24 protein-coding genes are annotated in these 21,345 nt (G+C 66.3%); 9 read left to right on the top strand and 15 right to left on the bottom strand.

Going from position 1 to position 21,345, the window contains the following annotated elements; translation table 11 throughout:
* Nucleotides 1-10: 10 nt before the first annotated feature.
* From ABIR17_RS11830 to ABIR17_RS11815, 4 genes are all read right to left on the bottom strand, one after another.
* The gene (locus ABIR17_RS11830) at nucleotides 11-1,330 is read right to left on the bottom strand and encodes a hypothetical protein (RefSeq protein WP_348004601.1); all 1,320 of its coding nucleotides are present in this window, start codon (nucleotides 1,328-1,330) and stop codon (nucleotides 11-13) included.
* Nucleotides 1,327-1,914, bottom strand: a complete 588-nt coding sequence (locus ABIR17_RS11825) for a 3'-5' exonuclease (protein ID WP_348004600.1) — start codon at nucleotides 1,912-1,914, stop codon at nucleotides 1,327-1,329. Before ABIR17_RS11825 ends, ABIR17_RS11830 begins: the two co-directional genes overlap by 4 nt.
* A 2-nt stretch (nucleotides 1,915-1,916) precedes the next feature.
* Complete coding sequence (locus ABIR17_RS11820) at nucleotides 1,917-2,303, bottom strand: RidA family protein (protein WP_348004599.1); 387 nt, start codon at nucleotides 2,301-2,303, stop codon at nucleotides 1,917-1,919.
* A 120-nt stretch (nucleotides 2,304-2,423) separates the two neighbouring features.
* Nucleotides 2,424-3,371 (bottom strand): DMT family transporter, encoded by a 948-nt coding sequence (locus tag ABIR17_RS11815; RefSeq protein WP_348004598.1) that lies wholly within the window; start codon nucleotides 3,369-3,371, stop codon nucleotides 2,424-2,426.
* A gap of 84 nt (nucleotides 3,372-3,455) precedes the next feature.
* Between ABIR17_RS11815 and ABIR17_RS11810 the strand changes: the two genes are divergently transcribed.
* On the top strand, nucleotides 3,456-4,001 hold the full coding sequence (locus ABIR17_RS11810) for a CGNR zinc finger domain-containing protein (protein ID WP_348004597.1): 546 nt from the start codon (nucleotides 3,456-3,458) through the stop codon (nucleotides 3,999-4,001).
* 36 nt (nucleotides 4,002-4,037) lie between these two features.
* Here the strand turns inward: ABIR17_RS11810 and ABIR17_RS11805 are convergent, their stop codons facing one another.
* Together ABIR17_RS11805 and ABIR17_RS11800 are read right to left on the bottom strand one after the other, a co-directional pair.
* Nucleotides 4,038-4,586: a PIN domain-containing protein gene (locus ABIR17_RS11805; RefSeq protein ID WP_348004596.1), complete on the bottom strand. Its 549-nt coding sequence runs from the start codon at nucleotides 4,584-4,586 to the stop codon at nucleotides 4,038-4,040.
* A 6-nt stretch (nucleotides 4,587-4,592) separates the two neighbouring features.
* A complete protein-coding gene (locus tag ABIR17_RS11800) occupies nucleotides 4,593-5,162 on the bottom strand; it encodes a helix-turn-helix domain-containing protein (RefSeq protein ID WP_348004595.1) in 570 nt (189 codons plus the stop codon).
* Nucleotides 5,163-5,289: 127 nt separating this feature from the next.
* Between ABIR17_RS11800 and ABIR17_RS11795 the strand changes: the two genes are divergently transcribed.
* Nucleotides 5,290-5,508 carry a CGNR zinc finger domain-containing protein gene (locus ABIR17_RS11795; RefSeq protein WP_348004594.1) on the top strand — a complete coding sequence of 73 codons (219 nt, stop codon included), beginning with the start codon at nucleotides 5,290-5,292 and terminating at the stop codon, nucleotides 5,506-5,508.
* Between the two features lie 72 nt (nucleotides 5,509-5,580).
* A complete protein-coding gene (locus ABIR17_RS11790; protein ID WP_348004593.1) occupies nucleotides 5,581-6,138 on the top strand; it encodes a hypothetical protein in 558 nt (185 codons plus the stop codon).
* Here the strand turns inward: ABIR17_RS11790 and ABIR17_RS11785 are convergent.
* A complete protein-coding gene (locus ABIR17_RS11785; RefSeq protein WP_348004592.1) occupies nucleotides 6,110-6,562 on the bottom strand; it encodes a GNAT family N-acetyltransferase in 453 nt (150 codons plus the stop codon). The genes ABIR17_RS11790 and ABIR17_RS11785 overlap by 29 nt on opposite strands.
* Before the next feature lie 123 nt (nucleotides 6,563-6,685).
* The gene (locus ABIR17_RS11780) at nucleotides 6,686-7,315 is read right to left on the bottom strand and encodes a hypothetical protein (RefSeq protein ID WP_348004591.1); all 630 of its coding nucleotides are present in this window, start codon (nucleotides 7,313-7,315) and stop codon (nucleotides 6,686-6,688) included.
* 129 nt (nucleotides 7,316-7,444) lie between these two features.
* Here ABIR17_RS11780 and ABIR17_RS11775 point away from each other — a divergent pair, with 129 nt between their 5' ends.
* Nucleotides 7,445-7,735 (top strand): hypothetical protein, encoded by a 291-nt coding sequence (locus tag ABIR17_RS11775; RefSeq protein WP_348004590.1) that lies wholly within the window; start codon nucleotides 7,445-7,447, stop codon nucleotides 7,733-7,735.
* Between the two features lie 86 nt (nucleotides 7,736-7,821).
* Here the strand turns inward: ABIR17_RS11775 and ABIR17_RS11770 are convergent, their stop codons facing one another.
* Entirely contained in the window at nucleotides 7,822-8,775 is a 954-nt protein-coding gene (locus tag ABIR17_RS11770; RefSeq protein WP_348004589.1) for an NAD-dependent epimerase/dehydratase family protein, read from the bottom strand.
* A gap of 218 nt (nucleotides 8,776-8,993) precedes the next feature.
* Between ABIR17_RS11770 and ABIR17_RS11765 the strand changes: the two genes are divergently transcribed.
* A complete protein-coding gene (locus tag ABIR17_RS11765) occupies nucleotides 8,994-9,296 on the top strand; it encodes a hypothetical protein (RefSeq protein ID WP_348004588.1) in 303 nt (100 codons plus the stop codon).
* 12 nt (nucleotides 9,297-9,308) lie between these two features.
* Here the strand turns inward: ABIR17_RS11765 and ABIR17_RS11760 are convergent, their stop codons facing one another.
* The 3 genes from ABIR17_RS11760 to ABIR17_RS11750 are packed head-to-tail and all read right to left on the bottom strand — an operon-like array spanning nucleotide 9,309 to nucleotide 12,330.
* Nucleotides 9,309-10,247 (bottom strand): type II secretion system F family protein, encoded by a 939-nt coding sequence (locus ABIR17_RS11760; RefSeq protein ID WP_348004587.1) that lies wholly within the window; start codon nucleotides 10,245-10,247, stop codon nucleotides 9,309-9,311.
* Nucleotides 10,244-11,104, bottom strand: a complete 861-nt coding sequence (locus ABIR17_RS11755; RefSeq protein WP_348004586.1) for a type II secretion system F family protein — start codon at nucleotides 11,102-11,104, stop codon at nucleotides 10,244-10,246. Before ABIR17_RS11755 ends, ABIR17_RS11760 begins: the two co-directional genes overlap by 4 nt.
* Nucleotides 11,101-12,330 carry an ATPase, T2SS/T4P/T4SS family gene (locus ABIR17_RS11750; protein ID WP_348004585.1) on the bottom strand — a complete coding sequence of 410 codons (1,230 nt, stop codon included), beginning with the start codon at nucleotides 12,328-12,330 and terminating at the stop codon, nucleotides 11,101-11,103. Before ABIR17_RS11750 ends, ABIR17_RS11755 begins: the two co-directional genes overlap by 4 nt.
* Before the next feature lie 111 nt (nucleotides 12,331-12,441).
* Here ABIR17_RS11750 and ABIR17_RS11745 point away from each other — a divergent pair, with 111 nt between their 5' ends.
* Both ABIR17_RS11745 and ABIR17_RS11740 read left to right on the top strand, forming a co-directional pair.
* Nucleotides 12,442-14,199 (top strand): dynamin family protein, encoded by a 1,758-nt coding sequence (locus ABIR17_RS11745; protein WP_348004584.1) that lies wholly within the window; start codon nucleotides 12,442-12,444, stop codon nucleotides 14,197-14,199.
* 40 nt (nucleotides 14,200-14,239) lie between these two features.
* Complete coding sequence (locus tag ABIR17_RS11740) at nucleotides 14,240-15,838, top strand: GTPase (protein ID WP_348004583.1); 1,599 nt, start codon at nucleotides 14,240-14,242, stop codon at nucleotides 15,836-15,838.
* 14 nt (nucleotides 15,839-15,852) lie between these two features.
* Here the strand turns inward: ABIR17_RS11740 and ABIR17_RS11735 are convergent, their stop codons facing one another.
* Nucleotides 15,853-16,206 carry a hypothetical protein gene (locus ABIR17_RS11735; RefSeq protein WP_348004582.1) on the bottom strand — a complete coding sequence of 118 codons (354 nt, stop codon included), beginning with the start codon at nucleotides 16,204-16,206 and terminating at the stop codon, nucleotides 15,853-15,855.
* A gap of 158 nt (nucleotides 16,207-16,364) precedes the next feature.
* Here ABIR17_RS11735 and ABIR17_RS11730 point away from each other — a divergent pair, with 158 nt between their 5' ends.
* Nucleotides 16,365-17,450, top strand: a complete 1,086-nt coding sequence (locus ABIR17_RS11730) for an acyl-CoA desaturase (RefSeq protein WP_348004581.1) — start codon at nucleotides 16,365-16,367, stop codon at nucleotides 17,448-17,450.
* Nucleotides 17,451-17,464: 14 nt separating this feature from the next.
* Here ABIR17_RS11730 and ABIR17_RS11725 read toward each other — a convergent pair whose 3' ends face one another.
* Both ABIR17_RS11725 and ABIR17_RS11720 read right to left on the bottom strand, forming a co-directional pair.
* Nucleotides 17,465-18,043: a GNAT family N-acetyltransferase gene (locus ABIR17_RS11725; protein WP_348004580.1), complete on the bottom strand. Its 579-nt coding sequence runs from the start codon at nucleotides 18,041-18,043 to the stop codon at nucleotides 17,465-17,467.
* Nucleotides 18,044-18,095: 52 nt separating this feature from the next.
* Nucleotides 18,096-20,534, bottom strand: coding sequence for an MMPL family transporter (locus tag ABIR17_RS11720; RefSeq protein ID WP_348004579.1), 2,439 nt, complete (start codon nucleotides 20,532-20,534; stop codon nucleotides 18,096-18,098).
* A 152-nt stretch (nucleotides 20,535-20,686) separates the two neighbouring features.
* Here ABIR17_RS11720 and ABIR17_RS11715 point away from each other — a divergent pair, with 152 nt between their 5' ends.
* Nucleotides 20,687-21,319 carry a TetR/AcrR family transcriptional regulator gene (locus ABIR17_RS11715; RefSeq protein ID WP_348004578.1) on the top strand — a complete coding sequence of 211 codons (633 nt, stop codon included), beginning with the start codon at nucleotides 20,687-20,689 and terminating at the stop codon, nucleotides 21,317-21,319.
* The last annotated feature ends 26 nt before the right edge of the window (nucleotides 21,320-21,345 follow it).

The following is a 21,345-nucleotide window of genomic DNA, read 5'->3' as shown; positions in this document are numbered from 1 at the left end:
TATGGGGTGGTCAGTGGGCGGCGGGCTCCGCCTGCATCTGGTCGATGTACTCCTTGATGGAGGGCATCGCGACGAGTCGATCGCGATAGAAGGTATTCACGAGGTTGACGACTTCGGCCTGCGCGCCCGCGACCTCGGCGCTGCGCTGCTCGCCGGTGGACTGGCCTTCGAGAGTGCGGCTGAGCCTCTGCAGCGCGCCGACGATTTCGGTTTCCGCCGGGCCATCGAGTGCGTTGACGACATCCAGCACGAGCGCATCAGCTTGAGCGCGAACATCCTCAATCGGGATGGCGCTGCCCGGCTGAGTGGCGTTATCGAGCGTCACGATGAGCGACCACACCTGATAGAGAATCGTGGATGGTTCGTCGAAGAGCTCCCGCACGAAGGCGGCGTCAAGGTGCCGCCCCGACAGCCGGAAGACGTTGTACATGCGCTTCGCGGCCTTGCCGTAGTTGAGGTGCTTGGTCAGGTACTTGCGCACCTCCCCTTCGAGCGAGGTCACGTAGTCATCGAGAGCGTCGGTCGAGACGTGGTGAACCACTTTCGCGAAAGTCGGCAGGTCTTCCGCGTCGAGGTAGACCTCCTGAAAGTACGTGTCGAGGTAGCCGTCGAGCGGCACGATGTCGCCGGTCGGGCTCTCCCAGGTCACGTCGATGACATTGCTCGCGTTGGAGAGCACTCCGCGGGTGGAGTCAGTGACGACCCAGTCGGCTTTGACCCAACCTGGGTCGCGGGCGGCATCCTCCCAACGCACCTCGCCGTCGGGAGTGGTGATGACTCCGGCCTGGATGTCGGTGAGTTTCCACGAGATCGGCGTTCCGGATTTCATCGTGCCGAGTTTGGCTTCGAGAAACTGAAACCAGCCGCCGTGCGCGAACTCGAGGATCTTCGCCTTCAGCGAGCTGGCGAGGATAGCGCTCGCGTCATCCCTCGTCGGAGCCTTGATGTTAAAGCGCTGGAAGTAGTCGGCATCCCCGGGGAAGCTCTGAATCTTCGACTGCGCCGCCGAGCCCGAGAGCGCGAGCGCGCCCTCGGTGATGTCCGCGGGGCCGGTCAGTTTCACCACGGTGCCGATCTGCCGGAAGCGGGCTAGGTCGCGCGGGCTGAAGTCGAGCATCGCGACGCGGTGCCCGAAGGTGCCGCTGGCGTCGTCGACCGAAACGTCATCGTCGGGCACCGCGGCGATGGCGGCCAGCCACTGGATGGTGTCGGCCTCGTCGAGTTCGACTCCGAGTCGCCTCGCGGATTCGACGATCCGTGCCACGTCGGCGTCCGCCGATACCTGTGGGTCGGGCTGGGGCAATGCCGACGTTGGTGCGCTGTCCGTCACGAAGCCTCCTCGGCCTGCTCCACTACCGCTCGAAGGGCCGACGCATCCTCGGAGATGGCCCGAAACAACTCCGCCTGGTCGCGCGCGTCACCGAGCGCGTTGTGCGAAAGAGGGCGTCCCGCGAGGTACTTGGGTGAGAGATGCTTCATGCTCGTCTGCTCCCAGGTCGACCCGGTCATGCCGACATAGTAGGACTTGATGTCGACGCCGCCATGTCCGAATGGATTCTCGATGCCGTAGCGCACGAAGTATTCCTCGACGAACATCCAGTCGAAGGTCGCATTGAACCCCAGGAAGACTGGGCGATGCGTCTGGGGCGGGACGGCATCCCGAACCCACTGGGCGAACTGCTTCATCGCTTCACCGGCCTCGACGCCCTCCTTCGCGAGGGTCTCCATACTCAGCCCGCTCACGGCGAGCGCGGAGTCGATGACCTCGTCACGATCGGGTTTGAGCTCGAGGTAGAACCCGCGCTGCGGATCATCGACCAGGCAGGCACCGATCGACAACATCGAGTACCGGCCGGGCGTCGGACCCGCAGTCTCGACGTCGACCGAGATCCACCGCTCCGGACGAACTGTCACGGTCACGCCTGGCCGACGTGCGCCGTGACTTCGATTTCGATCTTCATCTCGGGGCCAGACAGGCCGGCGACGAACATCGTCGCCGCCGGACGGACCTCGCTGAAAACCTCCTGAAGTGCAGGCCAGGTCTTCTCGAAGTCGTCGCCATTGGGCAGCAGGTAGTGCACCCGCACGACGTCGGCGAAGGATGCCCCCGCCTCGGCGAGCGCGGCGCCGATGTTCTTGAGAGCCTGCCGGGTCTGGGCCTCGACGTCCTCCGAGATCGTCATCGTGGAGTAGTCGAAACCGGTTGTTCCCGACACGAAAACCCAATCGCCCGAGACCACCGCCCTCGAATAGCCGATCTGCTGCTCGAATGTGGAACCGGAACTGATCAGTCTGCGTGGCACCTCGTCAGATTAGTGCGCCGCGCTGTCGGCTCGCGGGTTGACGCGACGTTCCGCAACCTAACTCTCACGCAGGCGCTCCGTTGTCGACGTAGAGCGCTCAAGTGCCCGCTGTGGTGAGAGTTAGGTACGCGCGGGCACCGGTTCGCCTTCGACGGGCAGTGCTTCGAGCGGAGCGTCGACCTGTTTCTCGGCGCGTACGAACGCGATGCCGGCGAGGATGAGAACTCCCCCGAGCAATTGCACGACGCCGAGCGTCTCGCCGAGCAGCAGCCAGGCGTAGAACGACGCGAACACGACCTCCAGCATCCCGATGAACGACATCAGCCGCGACCCCAGCAACTGAGACGCGTGGATGCCGGTGGAGTAGCCGATCGCGGTCGTCGCCGCGAGCACCAGCAGCGGCGCAAACCACGGGACGACCCCGCCGAGCGCAGCAACCTCGCCGAAGTTCATGGTGAACGGCACCAGACCGGTGACACCGACGATCGCAAGCGAGAGCGACCCGAGCAGCAGGCCGGCCGACGCGAAGGCGACCGGCGGCAGGCCATCGGCGGGTCGGGCGGCAATCAGGTAGTAGATCGCGCAGCCCACCGCGGCCAGACCGGCGAAAACGAAGCCGAGCAGGTCGCCGCCCCCGACTGGTCCGATGATCAGCACGAGACCGACGATCGCGATCACCGAGCCGATGAAGACGACGGGACGCGGCATCCGTTTCGTCGTGGCGGCAACCCAGACGACGAGCAGCAGCGGGGCAAGGTACTCGATCAGGAGCCCCGACGACACGGGGATGCGCTGAATCGCCGCGAAGAAAACCAGCTGGGTGCCGGCGACGCCAATCAACGCCATGCCGAGGATGCGCCAGCGCGCCCTCCACAAACTCGACCAGTGGCCGCGCAGCGCGACGACCGCGAAGGGAACCAGCACCAGTCCGGCGAGCGCGGCGCGGAAGGTCACCGCCGCCGCAGGACTCCAGCCGTTCTCGAGAAGCGGCTTCACGAGGGCTCCGGTCGCGCCGAAGGTCAGCGAGGCGAGGAGGCCGTAGCCGATGCCGGATCGGGAGGTGTTCACAGCGGTGTCTTTCGATGGGCGGCTGTCAGGAGTGAAACGCGGGTACGATCGTGACGGTACTCTCCCGAAAGGTAAGGGTTCAACTTGCATTTCACTCCTGACACCGAGGACACGGTCGCCTTCCTGGTCGACCTCGCCAACACGCACCCGACGGCATCCCGAACCGGTCTGGATGAACTCTCAACCCAGGCCGAGGTATTCGACCTGCGAGAGCAGCACGGCTACACGGGACGCTTCGACGAAGACGCTGCCGAACTCGCCTCGGTGGTGCGCACGCGGGACGAGATTCGCACCATCTGGTCACTCGACCGCGACGACATGGTGGATGAAATCAACCGCTGGCTGCGCGAAGTACACGCCGTGCCGGTGCTGATCCGACACGACAAGTTCGACTGGCACCTGCACGCGACAGCATCCGAAGCGCCGTTCGCCGACCGCATCCGGGGTGAGGGTGCGCTCGCGCTGGCCGAGGTGGTGCGGCTTCACGAAACCGGGCGGATGCGGGTGTGCTCCGCCGACGACTGCACCGGTCTGCTGCTCGACCAGTCGCGAAACGGGTCGAAACGGTTCTGCTCCGTGCGGTGCGGGAATCGGGTCAACCAGCAGGGGTTCCGCGAGCGGATGGGGTGAGGTCACAGACCTGTTCGACTTCCTCTGACCGGCCGCTCAGAGGTGTCTGCGAACTTCGTCTACGAAGTTCGGGACTCCCGATCGGATGAGCATTTCCAGCAGATCTTCCATCGTGATCGAAGGATTCTGATAAAGCTCGACGAGACGTCGCAACGTGCGCACGACCAGACTCGGGTAGAGGTCGAGCTGGTCAAGAAGGAAGTCGTCCGGGTGCACGACTTCGATCTCATAGCTCTCGACGCACTCGTCAGGAAAGTCCTTCAGATTGAACGTGACCAGGACCTCAGCGTTCGCGCGGACCGCCGCCGCGAGGACATGTCGGTCCTTCGAGTGGCACGTCATGCGATCGATCAATTCTTCGTAGCCGTCGACCATCGCATCCGGGAAAAAGGTGCGCATCTGCTGGACGCGCTTCTCGGCGAGATCCGAGTCAACGCCCTTCTCAACCAGGTTCTCCTGTAGTTCCTTCATCACACCCTCTGACCAGAGAGGCCTAAACGCCCCACCCTCTGCGAGCCAGAGGATGAGGTCGTTGATTACAGATCCGAAGATCGTGCAGGTATCGAGGAATGCAGGAAACGCCAAGGGGGACTACACCTTTCTGTGCCTCTTCGTCGGCGAGTCCCCCGCCACGCCGTTTGTGCTGCTTGCTTCGTCGGGCCGATCCGAACTGGTTGCTTCCGGCGCGTAGAAGGTCTTGAGAGCCTGACTGCCGCTCGTAAATTCCTCCATGGCAGTCCTACGCTCGTGGCGCGACCGCTCCTGGTACTCGACAAGCGCACGCAGGGTCACCTTCCGGTGCCGATTTCGCTTCTCGAAATCCATCTCGCCCCCATCGAGGAGCTTCACAAGTGTCGGACGTGAAATCCCGAGGAAGTCGGCGGCCTCTTGCGTGGTCAGAAGCAAGCTGTAGGGCGCGACTGTGACGCCCTTTCCACTCGCCAGAGCGTTTGCGACCTGTTCAAGAGCACGGAAGACCTCAGTCGGGATCGCTCGACGTTCGCCGTCCGGCGCGACGAGTTCGGCAAACGTGCCTGTTTCGCGAAGGAGATATTCCTCGATCTGTCGGAGGGTACGCGCGAAGTCAACGATGTCTTCACGCGAGTCGTTGTCAGGTAGGTAGGTCGTGGCTTTTCTCGGAGTATCAGTGGTCGGGGTCACAAATCAACTCTATTCGAAAAAAACGAAAACCACTAGCAATGCGCCGTCGACTATCGCAATCATGTTCGCGACGTACCACCCGCGGGCCACCTTCGCGGTGCGCTAGCGGTTCGAGATATTCGAATGTATGTCTACAGCGCCGTTCGCCGACCGCATCCGGGGTGAGGGTGCGCTCGCGTTGGCCGAGGTGGTGCGACTTCACGAAACCGGGCGGATGCGGGTGTGCGCCGCCGACGACTGCACCGGTCTGCTGCTCGACCAGTCGCGAAACGGGTCGAAACGGTTCTGCTCCGTGCGGTGCGGGAATCGGGTCAACCAGCAGGGGTTCCGCGAGCGGATGGGGTGAGAAACGACCTCGAACTCGGCGCGGGCTTCGCACCGAGTCAACCCCGCACCCCAGCTTCTACGTCGAAGAGACATGAAACCCTCTCGCATCGCTGTCAGCTCTCTCGCTTTGGTCGCTGCGCTTCTCGCGCCCGTCGCCCTCACCCCCGCCGCCCCTGCGCAGGCATTCCCGACCATCGTCATTCCGACCTGTGCTCAGATGTACACGGCCAAACAGTGGAGCAGCCTCTTCCCTGCAGGAATGGTGCTGACCTCCGACACCCTCACTACGGGAGCGAGCAACCCCCGTCAGGCCGGGATCATCAACGGCGACGTACACCGCAATTGCACATGGACCGACGCGAAGGGCCGACGGTCGATCACGGTGAGCGTTGCCTGGATCAACATCTTCGAGCAGCGCGAGATCCGCGCCTGGTACGCCTCCAACGGCATCCCGTTGATGGGGTTGGGTGGAGGCCCCGCCGACTTCGCGGTCGTGCCGCACCCGGCCCCGCGCGTCGAGCACCACTACACCGGCAACATGTTCTTCATCGCGATCGACGACCGCAACTTCGGCAGCCTCGGTGCCTCGATGCAGTTTGTCCTCGCGAATGTCGAGCGCCTCAACCCATGGATGGACGTGCCGAGCTGACGCTAGAGTTCGGGATGCGAGCCATCAGGCGCTCCGGCTCCGCGAGCGGCTCGAAGCCGTACTGCGCATAGAGACCGTGGGCGTCGGCCGTCGCGAGCATCGTGCGCGGCATCCCGAGTTCATCGAGTGCAGCGGCGATCGCCGCCATGAGTGACTTGCCAACCCTTCGACCGCGAGCGCCCTCGTCGACGAAGACGTCGCACAGCCACGCGAAAGTCGCCCGGTCGGTGACGAGTCGCGCGAAACCGAGCTGTTCGCCGGTCGTGGAGTCGTACGCGCCGAAATTCCACGACCCGTCAATCGCGGCCTCCTGCCGCTCACGGGCTCGGCCTTTCGCCCAGTACGACTGCTCGCCAATCCAGCGGTAGATGCGGTCGCGATCCAGCTCGGCGGGATCGTCGGAGATTCGGATGTCGTCGGCCACCGTGCTATTCAAGCGCGGCGGGCTTGCTGCTCGACCCGGCCACCTCGCAACTTACGGCCTTCCCACCGGCACCTAGAGGGCGTTCGCGCGCGCCCAACGCCGCGACCGCCGCAGTCCCTGCGCTCAGTTGAGCGTGATCGAAGCGATGCTGCCGTTGGTGGCGAAGTCAGTTCCGTACGTCAGGATCGCGGTCGCCGTCTGTCCATTGGACAGCGTGATCGTGGGCGCTGAGCTGTAACCGGATCCGGGGTCGGTCACGACGATGCCGACCACAACGCCGTTCTCGATGGTCGCGACCGCCTGCGCGTCAGTGTGGGGCCAGCTCTCACCGGCCGACCCTTGATATCGGTAGTAGTTCGACACCTGGTCGAGGCGGTCGTTCACAACACCGTACGGCGCGAGTGTCGTGAGCAGTGCCTGCTTGTTCGCCTGGGCCTCGGCGTCGGTCGGTTGCTCACCAGCCCCGGCCGGCGTGACCCGGCTAAACGCATCGCGGAACACATCCGTCGGCACCCCCAGTGCCGCAGCGATCAGCACAACCGGGCGCCCACTGTCGACCGGGTTGGTGTCGAGACCACCCGCGATCGTGACGGTGACAGTTTCGGTTGTGGCGTGCGCGCGTGCCGCCGTTGGGTGCGTCTCGGCCGCACCGGGCGCCGCGATGGCTGAGCATCCCGCCAGCGCAACAACGCCGATGATCAGAACCGGAATGAGTGGATGTGCGCTGCCGTTGATGCTTCGTCGCTTCGTCATGGCGTGAGCAAATCAGCCGAGAAGGTCGGGATGCACGAAAACCTGCACCCTCATATGAAGCGCATAGCGTTCTATCGAATTGGGACACTTTTCGATGCCCGCCACGGGCTCCGCCTTATGCTCCTTCGCATGCCCAGATTCAAGGCGATCGCGCTGCGGTGGGTTTCGGACGACCCACAACCCGGGGTGATCGAGATTTCCGTCCACGACGCCTTTGGCCGCGACCACCGGATCATCGAGAAGGACATCGTCACGGAGTTCGCGCTGGGGAAGGACGCGCACTTTCCCGTCGGGTTCTGGATCGAGGCAGAGCCTCAAGAACAGAGCGGAGAACTCGTGACGATCACGCTCCCCTGGTCGATGTCGACTACCGAAGGGGAGACGCAACTCACGATGTCGCGGGCGCTATTACGGCCTTAGCAGCGCGCGCGCAATCCGTGTAGACAGCCCAGTCCGGTCCTTCGCCTGAGCACGCAGAACCTCGACTCCGTGCGGTGCGGGTCGGGTCAACCAGCACCGGTTCCGCGAGCGGATTGGTGGCCGGCTCGGGCCGCCCAAGCGCGCGCGGTCGCGTCGAGGAGGGCGGCCCAATCGGTGGGTTCGATGCCAAAGGTCGTCGTGGTCTCTGCGGCATCTATCACGAAGGGATAGTCGAATTGGGACAGCACACCGTTCAATTCGCGCAACAAAGGAACGAGCGCGCCGCCTGCGCGCACCAACCAGCGGGGTAGCTGTCGAAGCTGAGGCTGAGGCGCACCGACCCGGGTGCTCAGTTGATCCAACACGCTGCGGATGCTTTCGGGCGGGTTGGAAGGGACCAGCCAGGCCTGACCCCAAGCCCGTTCGTCCACACCCAGAACCGCAAGGGTCGCCGCGATGTCGTCAACTGCTGTCCAAGTGTGCGGCTGGTCGGGGTCGCTGAACACCCACGCGGGTTGCCCGTTCAAGGTCTGCATCGCATAACGGGCGAGTACGCCGCTCGCGTGGGTGGCGGTCGGGCCGAGATAGTCGGAAGCGCGAGCTTCGGTGACCCGCACCCTTCCCGCTTGGTGAGCGGTCAGTGCGTCGGCCCACATCCGGTTGCGCAGGGCACCCTTGTGATCGGACGCGCGGAGGGGCGAATCCCGGGTGATCGGACCATCGACGCGCCCGTAGCCGTAGAGATTACTCAGGGTCACGAGAACCGCTCCACTGTCTTCGGCTGCCCCCAAGATCGACGCCGCTAACGGTGGCCAGCGCTTCTCCCACACGGGATAGGGACCGGGATTGGCACAGTTGTAGAGCACATCGACGCCGTCGGCACACGCCGCCAACGCGGGACGGTCGGACGCGTCGAGCGCAAGGTGTTCGACGCTCGGATGTGTTGGGTCAACGCCCCCGCGTGTGACGACTTGCACCCGATCGCCCTGCGCGGCCAGGCGCAACGCGAGAGCTGTTCCGATTGGCCCGGCGCCGACCACGAGATGCCTCCGCTGGACCATAACCCCACCATTTCATAGCCCGCGTGATCGGTGAGTACCTAGAACCCGAGCTGCAGCACCAGGATCCCCGGGAAGATCGCAAACGCGACGGTGACCGGCAGGATGAGGAACACCAGCGGGACGAGCATGGATTTTAGGTACCTTTGCCGCCGACCCCGCCCATCGACAAATCGAATGACGTCGGACAGGCTCGGCTCGTGACCACCGATGCGATCCAGATTGAACTCTCACAACTTCGCGCTGCCTTCGACGCAGTGATGCGCCACATCGAGTCCACCTCGGGGAGCATCTTCGAGCTGCGTGCCGACTATTTCTGGTCCGTGCCCAACCCCGACCGTTATGCGGTGGAGGACCAGCCCACTCTCACGATCGGGCAGACCAGTTGGTCCTGGGAGAACCTTCAACGCGAGCGCACCGGGGATGACGAAGAGACGATCGGATTCGCAGCGGTTTGGATCGGCGAAGTTCTCACAGCGATTGGTCACGCCGCCGTGGGTTGATGCGGGTCGCCTTTAGAACCCGAGCTGCAGCACCAGAATCCCCGGGAAGATCGCGAACGCGACGGTGACCGGCAGGATCAGGAACACCAGCGGCACGAGCATCGCGATCTCCTTCTTCCCCGCGGATTCGAGCAGCACGCGTTTCGCGTCGTCTCGGGAATCTTGCGCCTGAGCACGCAGCACCTCGACGAGCGGGGTACCGCGGTCGAGTGCTCCGACGAGTTGATCGATGGTGCGACTCAGCGCGGGCAGCTGGATCTCGTCGGCACAGCGGTTCAGCGCATCCGCGAGCGCGACGCCGGCGTTGACCTGCGCGACCACGGTCGAGAGTTCGTGCGCGAGGTCGCCGCTCCCCGCCCGCGAGACCCGGCGCAGGGCATCCAGCACCGCCTCTCCCGCCGAGAGCGACAGGGTCAGAAATTCGAGCACTGTCGGCAGCTCGGCCGCGATCCGATCGCGACGGGCTCGCGCGGCCCGCGAGAGCAACTGGTCGGGCGCGAGCACCCCGATAGCGACGCCGACCACCACGATCGCCCCGAGCAGAATCGGCGAGACGGCAACAGATCGCGCGACGCCCACCGATGTCAGGATGCCGACGGCAGCACCCGCCGCGCCGAACAGCAACTGCCGCCCGCGCAACGCCTCGACTGTGAGCATCCATCCGGCTTGCCGCAGCCGCCGCTCGACCGAGTCGTCGTCCCCGAAGGCCGCTGCGAGACCGCGACCGACCGACCGCACCGAGGGTGCCAGCAAACCGCCGACGAACGGCAGGGGTTCGGCCGGTCGCCGGTCGAGGAACTCTCGCGCCTCGGGCGAGACGTCTGCGACGTAGGGGGCAACCCGTGAGGCGAGCCGCGTCGCCCCGACTCGCGGAACGAGCGCAAGCAGCGTCCACAGTCCGAGACCCATCAGGATGCCGACCGGCACCGCGAGGGCGAGAAGCGGGGTCACGCGAACCACCTGCGCTCTTCGGGGAGTCGTCCGAGCGCGATCATGATCCGGTAGGCGACGAGTGTCAGCGCGAGTCCGATCGCCAACAGTGCGAGACCGGCTGGCGTGTTGTACGCGGCGGCGGCCTCGGGTCGGGATGCCAGCAGCAGCAACACCACCCACGGCGCGACGACACCGAGGCGGGCCGCACCGCGCACCCACGACTGCCGCGCCTCCACCTCGGACCGCAGCGCCAGATCGGCCCGCAGCGACGTCGCCAACGCCCTCAAGATCGACGGCAACTCCGAGCCGCCGACCTCGCGCGCCATCTTGAGGGTCTCGACGATGCGGTCGGCCACCGGATCCGCGAGGTCAGCCTTCAGCCCGTCGAGAGCAGTGGCGAGGTTGCCCGACCCGAGCGCCCGCCGCTCGAAGGCACGAAACGCGGCCCGCGTCTCGACCGGGCCAACTTCGGCGAGCGCCCCGACAGCTTCCGCAAGGGGAACACCCGCCCGGATGCCGGCCACCAGGTGATCGACGAGGTCCGGCCAGGCGAGACGGGTCGCCTTTCGCAGCGCGCGAGCCCGCACCCCGAGCACCGCGAGAGGGATCGACGCACCCACCGCCGCCGCACCGAGTGCCAGAGCCGGCACCGGAGCCACGGCGAGCACGACTGCTCCGAGCGCGAGGCCCACGAGCACACTCACCGCGATCGGAACGCCGACTGCGACCCTGCCGAGCCCGGCCTGCGCCAACCGAACCCGCAATCCATCCAGCAGCTGCGGCCGCGTAACTCGGGTCGCAGGCGCAGGCCACAACCACGGAGAGACGACGAGCAACACACCAGCGCCGAGGAGCAACCCGACGACGAGGATCATCGCGATCCCCGCAGGTAGGCGGCGGGGTCGACTCCCGCACGCGTGAGTTTCTCGCGCTGCACCGGCAGGTCACCCGTCGCGACGAGGTCGGCTCCGCGCCGTTCGAACAGTCGAGTGGATTCGATCCCGGCGTCGACCACCCGACCGGTCGGGGCGACGATTTCGACCACGTGCCGATGGCCGGTGCGGTCGAGTTCCGCATGTACGACGAGGTCGATCGAGTGGGCAACCGTCGGCACGACGAAGGAGGCGTCGATGTTGCGGCCGGCGAGCAACGGGAGGGTGCACAACTTTCGCAGGGCATCCGAGGCCGAGTTGGCATGGAGGGAACACATCCCCGGGAGGCCCGAGTTGAGCGCAATCAACAGGTCGAGAGACTCGGCTTCGCGCACCTCGCCCACCACGAGTCGGTCGGGGCGCATCCTCAGTGCCTCTTTCACCAACCTGCGCAGCGACACCTCGCCGGTACCCTCCAACGACGACTGGCGACACTGCATCGCCACCCAGTCGGGCGCCGAGACCGCGAGTTCGAAGGTCTCCTCGACCGTGACGATCCGCTCCTCAGGCCGGGCCGACCCGAGCAATGCCCCGAGCATCGTCGTCTTACCCGATTGGGTGGCCCCTGACACCAGGATGTTCAGCCCGGCCCAGACGGCGGCGTGCAGAAACTCCGCGGCCTGTGGTGTGAGCGACCCCAGCCGCACGAGTTCGGTCAGGTTGCGCATGCCCGAGCGGAACTTGCGGATGTTGACCGCCCAGTTGCTGCGCGTGATGTCGGGGATGGCGACATGCAGCCGCGTGCCGTCGGGAAGCGAGGCGTCAACAAATGGCGAGCTCAAATCCACGCGTCGCCCGGTCGACCGCAGCATCCGCTCGACCAGGTCGCGCACGTCGGCTTCATCGAGGTCGAGATGGATGCGTTCCGACACCCCGTCACGGGCGATGAAGATGCGAGACGGGTCGTTGATCCAAATCTCTTCGACACTCGGATCATCGAGCAGAGGCTGAAGCAGACCGAGTCCGGTGACCGCCGCGATCACTTGACGCGAGACTGCGGCCTCGTCGGCGAGGAGCGGCGCCGACCCGCCGAGTGCGTGCTCGGAGTAGCTGCGCACCGCATCCCGCACATACCGGTCGACCAGTTCGGTGTCGGTGGCGACATCGACGCCCTCGCGCCGCACGCGCTCGCGCACCTTGTCGGTGATGAGGTCGAGGGCTGCGGTCACCCCGCCATTCTGGGAAAGGCCGCCATCCGCCAGCCGACGTTCTCCACAGGTCGCGCCCCATAGCCGCCTGGCGAGGTCGCTATTGCCGACGCCGACCGCCAAGCTAGACGAGTGACCGACACCGCAGCGACCGCGATCGTGTCACTCGAACGCCTGCGGGCATCCCTCGCCGACCCGGGGCTTCAGTTGCCCCTCGATGGCGCAGCCGAGCACCGGGAGTCCGCGGCCGCGGCGGTGCGGCAGATCGACGACTACATCCGCCCGCGTCTTGCCGACCTCGATGCCCCGCTCCTCGCGGTCGTCGGCGGGTCCACCGGCTCGGGCAAGTCGACGATCGTGAACGCCCTGATCGGCACACCCATCACGCGGGTCGGGGTGATTCGGCCGACGACTCGGCAGCCGATTCTGGTACACGCGCCGGGTGACGCCCAGTGGTTCGCGTCGACGCGCATCCTGCCCGGGCTTGCCCGCGTACGCGGCACGATCAGCGCCTCGGGCACCCACGCGTCGGCCGCGGGAGATACGCCGGCTGTGTCTCGCATCAACGAGTTGATGGTGCTGCCGCACGAGCGGGTTCCGGCGTCGCTCGCGATCATCGACGCGCCCGACATCGACTCGGTGGCCGATGAGAACCGCGCGCTGGCCGGCCAGTTGCTCGCCGCGGCCGACCTCTGGCTCTTCGTCACGACCGCGAATCGGTACGCCGACGCGGTGCCGTGGCGGCTGCTCGAGGATGCTGCAGAACGGTCGGTCACCGTCGGTGTGGTGCTCAATCGCGTGCCCCCGGGAGCAGCCGAAGATGTGCTGCCCGACCTCACCTCAATGCTCGCCACCCGCGGCTTGGCTGACGCGCCCATCTTCGTGATCGACGAACAGCCTCTCGACGAGCTCGGGATGCTGCCGGCCCCCGCCGTCGCCGAGCCGCTGAAGTGGCTCACCGAGATCGCCGGCAACCGGGTCGAGCGCACTCGGATCGCGGCCCGCACCCTCGGCGGCACGATCATCGACCTCGATCGCCGAGTCGCGCTCATCGCCGAAGCCCGGCAAGCGCAACTGGACTGGATCGTCGGTGCCGATGCGATCGCCGCCGCCGACTACGAGAAGGCGATCGAGGCCGTCGAAGCGGCAACGAGCGACGGTGCCCTGCTGCGCGGCGAAGTTCTCGCTCGCTGGCAAGACTTCGTCGGAACATCCGACTTCTTCCGCAAAGTGGAGTCGTGGTTCTCGCGCGCCCGCGACACCGTGACCGCGTGGGTGTTGGGCCGCCCGAATCCGGTCATCGACGTCGAGATGCAGATCGAGAGCGGCCTGCACGCCGTGATCGTCGACCAGGGTGGACGTGCGGCGGCTTCTACCTGGGCGGGCCTTCAGCGCAGCGCCGCCGGCCGCGACCTCGCCGCGGGCCATCCGGAACTCGCGTCGGAGAGCCCCGCCTTCTCCGATAGCGCGGCGGTGTCGGTGCGCGACTGGCAAGGTGCGGTGCTGCAGCTCGTGCGGGATAAGGCTGGCGCGAAGCGCGTGCGCGCCCGGGTGATTTCGATCGGACTCAACGTCGTCACGGTTGCGCTGATGATCGTGGTCTTCGCCTCGACCGCTGGACTCACGGGCGGCGAACTGCTGATCGCGGGCGGGTCAGCGGTGCTCGGGCAGAAACTGCTGGAAACCATCTTCGGTGAAGACGCCGTGCGGCAGCTCGCCACCGAAGCGCGTCGCGATCTCAGCGATCGAGTGCGCGCCCTGTTCGACACCGAGCGGGAGCGCGTCGCCGCGGCGCTCGAACCGATGCGCTTCGGGGCGACCCCCGACGTGCTGCGGCGCGAGTCTCAGGCGCTCCTCGAAGACGTGCAGCGCGCCGGGGTTGCATCGTGAACGGTTGCCTCGTGAACGGTTGCCTCGTGAGCGAAGCGACGTGAGCGTCTCACTCGACGACCGGCTCACCGCTCTGCGCACCCTGAGCACGGCGGGCGAGGGCCGCATCCCGCCGGCGCTCGCGGCGCAGACCGACGCGCTGCTCGAACGGGCCTCGGCGCGACGGGAGCGATCGCCCGGCTCCACCGTCGTCGGGGTCTTCGGTGCCACCGGCTCGGGCAAGTCGAGCCTCGTGAACGCGCTGGTCGGTGCCGATGTTGCGCGCACGCATGTACGGCGACCGACGACCTCCGAGGCACTCGCGGTGACCTGGGATCCGGAGGGAGCCGTCGACCTGCTCGACTGGCTCGAGGTGCGGGATCGCATCACGCAGGGCACGCCCCTCGACCCCCGCGCGCAGCAACTCGTGTTGCTCGATCTGCCCGACTTCGACTCGGTCGAGAGCCGCAACCGCGACGAGGCCGAGCGACTGGCAGCGCAGGTCGACGCACTGATTTGGGTGGTTGACCCGCAGAAATACGCGGACGATGTGCTGCACGCGCAGTTCATCACCCCGCACGCTCGGCACGCCGAGGTGACGCTCATCGTGCTCAACCAAACCGACCTTCTGGCGGCCGCCGATGTGCCGAAGGTCGTCGCGTCGTTGAAGCAGATCGTTCACCGGGACGGCATCGCGAAGGCGAAGGTGATCCCGGTAAGCGCGCGCACCGGCGCCGGAGTCGACGCACTGCGCACCGCCATCGGCGACCTCGCGGCGGCACGCAGTGCGCGCGACGCACGGCTCGCGGCCGACATCGCCGCACTGGCCGACCGGATGCCGGACCCTGGTTCCGCACGCCGGCCCGACGCCCGCGCGATCAGCGTTCTCATCGAGGAGGTCGGGGTTGCTGCAGGCGTCGACGTCGTCGCGCGCGCGGTCGCGGGCTCGTACCGCAAGCGGTCAGCTCAAGCCACCGGGTGGCCGCTCATCTCTTGGATCTCGCGTTTTCGGGCCGACCCACTCGCCCGCCTGGGACTCGGTGCCGCGCGCACCAAGCCTTCGAAAGGCACCGGACACGACCCCGCGGTCCATCGCACAAGCCTGCCGCCCCAGAGTGCGGCTGCGCGCGCGAAGGCCTCGCTCGCGGTGCGGGCTTTCGCCGACGCGGCCGCGGTCGGCCTCACCGAGCAGTGGCGCAGCGGACTCCGCACCCAGGCGGAGGGCGCGCTCACGACTCTTCCCGACTCCCTCGACCACGCGATCGCACGCACCTCGCTCCCTGCGCGTGGCTCCTGGTGGTGGGTTCTGTTCTCGATCGTGCAGTGGGCCGCCATCGTGACGGCCCTGGTCGGGATCGGTTGGCTGCTCGCGGCGGCCTTCCTGCCCCGATTCGGATTTCCCGCCCCGGAGGTTCCGGAGGTCGAGGGGTGGGCGGTTCCGACCCTGCTGATCGTGGGCGCTGTGCTCGTCGGCATCCTGCTGGGTCTTCTCGGCGGAGTGCTCGCCGCGCTCACCGCCGCATCACGACGGCGGCGCGCGCGGCGGCGACTGCTCACTTCGGTCGGGGATGTCGTGCGCGAACAGGTCGTCGAGCCGCTCGTCGCCGACCTGTCCCGAGCCAAAGACTTCGCGGCGGCGCTGAAGGTCGCGACCACCTAGCTTCAGATCGCGCGCTACTTGTTCGTGAGCCCCGAGAGCAGCAGCGTCGCGACGCCGACGAGGATCTGCACGACGAGCACGATGAACGGCAGTCGGATCGCAGCGAACGAGCGACCACGGCGATAGAGCACGACGAGCACGACCACGATGACGACCAGCAGCACTCCGAGCGAGCCGAAGCCGAACCCGAGAATCTGGCTCAGGTAGGCCAGTGGCTGGGCGACATCCACCTTGTCGGGGTTGAGCGTGTCGAGCACTGCCTCGACCAGTCGGCCGACGATCAGCGGAAAGCCGATCACCAGCGAGCTGAGCACTACGGCGAGCGTGTGCAGACGGGACGTACGGGGCGAATTGGTGACGTCAGTCATGAGAACCTCCTCGTTCTTTACTTCACGCTAGCGCTCACGACGGCGAATACTCACCCCAGCTACATCGTGCGCACAGGATGAGCGGGTAGGTTCGCCGTATCTGGAGCGTCCCGCTCGCCCGCCGACTGAGAAGTCGTACCCGACGATCCCGAGGCCTCTTGTCTCTCGCTTCCGCCGCTGGCACCTTCCGCACCACGACGCCCCGCACCGGGGCCCCGAGCGGGTTCGCCCCGCTGCTGAACCGGGTGAAAGAAGCGGGACTTCTGCGCCGCAGCCAGGTCTTCTACCTGAGCCTGCTGACCACCCTGGTGCTCGCTCTCGGCGGCGCGATCGCCGGGTTCGTGCTGCTCGGTAACTCGTGGTTCCAGTTGCTGATCGCGGGAGCCCTCGGCGTGATCTTCACGCAGTTCGCGTTCCTGGGGCATGAGGCATCCCACCGCCAGGTCTTCACCTCGGGTAAGGCCAACGACCGCGTCGGCCGGGCTGTCGCGTCAGGCCTCGTCGGCCTCTCGTACTCCTGGTGGATGAACAAGCACACCCGCCACCACGGCAACCCGAACGTCGTCGGCAAAGATCCCGACCTCGACATTGACACCGTGTCGTTCGTGGATGTCGACGCCGCCTCCGCCCGCGGAGTACGCGCCTTCATCACCCGTCACCAGTCGAAGCTGTTCTTTCCGCTGCTCGCGTTCGAAGGCATCAACCTGCACGTGAAGTCGTTCCTTCACGCCTTTGGCAAGGGCAAGGTCGACAACCGTTCGCTCGAGATCGTGCTGCTCGTCGTGCGCATGGTGGTTGTCGTCACTCCGATCTTCCTGGTGCTACCGCTCGGGATGGCGTTCGCCTTCCTCGGCGTGCAACTCGCGGTCTTCGGCCTCTACATGGGCCTGTCGTTCGCGCCGAACCACATCGGCATGACGATGTTCACGATCGATGCCAAGCCCGACTTCCTGCGCAAGCAGGTTCTCAGCTCACGCAACATCCGCGGCGGGATGCCGATGACGGCACTCATGGGCGGGCTCAACTACCAGATCGAGCACCACCTGTTTCCGAGCATGGCTCGCCCGCAGCTAGCCGCCGCGCGCAAGATCGTGCGCGAAACCTGCGCCCGCGACGGCATCGCCTACACGGAGACGACTCTGGTCGAGGCATACAGGGTCGTTCTCGCCTACATGCGTACCGTCGGCCGCAGCGCCCCGCGAGTGTTCGAGTGCCCGGTCGTCATGGACTACGGGCGGCTCTGAGCTCCGGTTCCAGCTCAGGCAGCCGGAATGACCTTGCGCACGACGTTCTTGCGCAACCCGAGCGGGCGGATGTAGTCGAACCCAGCCTTCTCGAACATCTCGCGGGTGCCGTTGTGCAGGAACGACGACGACGTCTTCTTTCCCTCCACGAGGGTGTTCGGGTAGCTCTCCACGACTCCCCCGCCTGCCGCGGCGATGAGGTCAAGCGCCCCCTGCAGTGCCTCGTACGCGACGCCCGCGCGCCGGTGATCGCGATCGACGAAGAAGCAGGTGATGCGGTAGGTCGCCGGGTCGATGCCCGAGGCATCCCGTTCCTTGCGGTGGTAGATGTTGGGCAGTTCGACCGGTGAACCGTATTCCGCCCAGCCGATCGCGGTCTCACCCTCGAAGACGAGAGCCGCGTGCGCGATGCCCATCTCAACCATCCGCTTCTTGAAGTCATGGCCGCCGAGCTCCTTCTTGGGGGCAGCCTCGGTGTCTGCGTGGAAGTAGCTGCACCAGCATCCACCCCACACGCCGTTGTGCTTCTCGATGAGGGCCGCGTAGGCGTCCCAGGTGTCGAGCGTCAGCGCCTTGATGGTGTGGTCGGCCATGCGACCTTTTTACGCCACACCACGGACTCGCGGAACTACCGACTTCGCGGAGCTACGGTCGCCGCGCGGGGAGCGGCGAGGTCGCCGACCCACCGCTGCGGCGCCCGCCAAGCGGAACGGCGTGGGTCGACCCGGTCGGCAGCTTGTGTCGCACGAGCGAGGCGCCCTCGACATCCACATTGGGCAGGATGCGGTTGAGCCACTTCGGCAGCCACCATGCGGCCCGGCCGAGCAGGTGCAGCAGGGCAGGCATCAGCACGAGCCGCACCAGGAAGGCGTCGAACAGCACGCCGATCGCCATGCCGAACCCGAGGGGTCGAATCATCGCCAGGTCGCTGAAGATGAATCCGCCGAAGACCGACACCATGATGATCGCCGCTGCGATGATCACCGACCGCGCCCCCCGCACACCCGCGGTGACGGCGGCGCGCGCGGGCACCCCGTGCACGTACGCCTCGCGGATGCCGGATCCGATGAACAACTGGTAGTCCATCGCGAGGCCGAACAACACACCGGTCAGGATGATCGGCAGGAAGTTCATCACCGGTCCCGGGTCGTGCACGCCGAAGATCTGGCCGAACCATCCCCACTGGAAAATCGCGGTGACCGCACCCAGGGCGGCGAACAGCGATAGCAGGAACCCACCGGTCGCGATCAGCGGCACGAGCAGCGACCGGAACACGACGATCATGATCAGGATCGACAGTCCGATCACGACCGCGAGGTAGAGCGGCATCGCGTCGGCGATGATCTTCGACATGTCGATGTTGCCGCTGGCCTGGCCGGCGACGCCGATCAGGGCCGCACCGTTTGCGATGGTGTCGACCGGCGACAGGGCGCGCAGATCGGCGACCAGGGTCTCGGTCGAAACGCTGGTCGGGCCGTCGGCGGGCACCACCTGGAAGGCGAGGAGTGAACCGTCGGTCGAGACGCCGACCGGGGCGACAGCGACGACATCCCTCTGCTGCATCAGTACCGACTCGATCTGAGCCTGCATGCGCATGACGGCGACACTGTCGGTCGCGTCGACGGCGGTGGCCGGTTCGGCGGTGACGACGAGGGTGCCGTTGCGACCCGCCCCGAACTGCTGGGCGATGGTCGTGTAGGTGCGGTACTGGGTGGAGGCTGTCGCCTCTGACGAACCGTCAGGCAACCCGAGTCGCATCGAGAGCGCCGGGATGGCGGCGACCAACAGGATGCCGACGACCGCGAGCGCCGACACGATCGCACGCCAGGTCGGCATCGCCTTCGGAACCGAGGGCACGTGATCGGGGTTGTTCAGCTTCGCGCGAGCGCGCTTGGGCAGCACTCGCATGCCGACCAGCGAGAGCAACGCGGGAGTGAGGGTGATCGCGACCAGCACGGCGACGGCGACGCAGACGGCACCGACGGTTCCCATCACACCCAGGAACGGGATGCCGGTGATGTTGAGAGCAAGCAGTGCGATCAGAACTGTCGCGCCGGCGAACACGACGGCGTTGCCGGCGGTGCCGTTCGCCAGTGCGATGGAGTCCTTGAGGTCCGCGCCCGACTTCAGCTGCCGTCGATGCCGATTGATGATGAACAGCGCGTAGTCGATGCCGACCGCAAGGCCGAGCATCACGCCGAGAACCGGGGTAACCGAGGCCATGTCGACGACGCCCGAGAACGAGAGCGACCCGGCAACTCCGACTCCGACTCCGACGAGCGACGAGATGAGAGGCAGCACGGCGGGAAGCAGCGAGCCGAGCAGTACGACGAGCACGATCGCGGCGATCAGCACGCCGGTCACTTCGCCGACACCGAGGATGCCGTCAAGAGAGTTCGCGATCTCACTCGAGTAGTCGATGGTCACACCTGAGATGGCGGCGCTATCGAGTTGGGCCGCGACAGCATTCTTGATGTCAGGGCTGAGGGTGAACAGGGTGTCGGTGAAGAGCACTGTCGCGGCGGCGGTGCTGCCGTCGGTCGACACCATGCGAATCTCGCTCGAGTAGTTCAACAACTGCTGGCCGAGGTCGACCTGCTCCTGCTTGGCGTCGAGCTTGGCCAGGGCGGTTTGGTAGGCGGCGGCGTCCATGAAGGCCTGACCCTTGGTGAGCTGGGCACGGGCGACGTCGAGTTGAGTTGAGGCATCGGCGAGCTGCTGCGTCTGGTCGGCGCGGTGCAGCTCGGTGGCAAACGGGTCGACTGTCGAGCCGACCCCGTTGAGGTTGCCGACCCGAGTGAGAAGGGACGAGATCGCGGTCTGCTGGTCGGCGGTGAGTGCCGCGCCGTTCTGCGTCTGGAAGACGACAGTTCCGACCGCGCCCCCCACGCCATCCAGCTCGGTGGTGAGTTTGTCAGTGACCTGCTGCGTCGCGGTGTTCGGGATGCTGAACCCGGTCGCGAGCTGACCGCCGCTGATCAGGTAGCCGCCGCCGGCTCCACCGAGCAGCACGATCCAGGCGATGACGACCAGCCAGGGGCGACGAGCCGAGAATCGGCCGAGCCGGGAGAGCAGACGAGCCACGAGGTGCCTTTCGAAGAGTTCCGTGCGGGATGGCACTTCTTTGGGCCGAACATCAGGCTATCCGACACGTGTTGGATAAAGGACAACTGTCGGCGAACTATCAGTTAACGCAGAGTGCGCGCGCAAACGCCCGTTGCTGCCACAATCGGAATGTGGTTGATCCGAGAATCGCGAGGACGCGGCAGAGCCTGGAGGAAGCCCTCTTCGCATTGGCCCGTGAGCGCGAACTTGACGCGATCTCGGTCGCCGACATCACGGAGCGCGCCGGAGTGAACCGCAGCAGCTTCTACCAGCACTATGCCGACAAAGACACTCTGCTCGCCGACGCGATCGACGCCGCTGCGGAGGAGGCCGGTGCCGACCTCCCCATGCCGTTCGAGCTCACCGTCGCCCCGCCCGCGGTCCTCGTGCACTATCTCAAGCACATCGAGGAGAACGCTGACGTCTACCGCCGGATGTTCGCCGCCCACGGATCGGGCGTCGCGGTCGACCGCCTCCGCTCGCGCATCGAGGTCATCGCCCGGAGCGGCATCGACGGTGCCCCCGTTCCGCTGGCTGACGGCATCCCCCACGACGTTCTCGCCGCGGGACTTGCCGGTTCTGTGCTCGCCGTCATTCAAGTCTGGGTTGCACGCGACCCGCGACCGCCCGCCGAAACCGCGGCGATGTGGGTGTGGCAAGTTCTGCTCGGACCTGCCCTCACGCAGCAGGCCGCGGCACTCAGCGCCCAGCGCACCCTTAACGCGCCGTCCACTCCAAAAGGCGGTCCAACGGCCAGGTCATGACGATGCGCTCGGGGACCACCTCGTTG

This window comes from Pseudolysinimonas sp., from assembly GCF_039912695.1.
Lineage (GTDB): Bacteria > Actinomycetota > Actinomycetes > Actinomycetales > Microbacteriaceae > Pseudolysinimonas_A.
The sequence above is the reverse complement of the archived record's forward strand: the minus strand, read 5'-3'. Positions and strand labels throughout refer to the sequence as shown.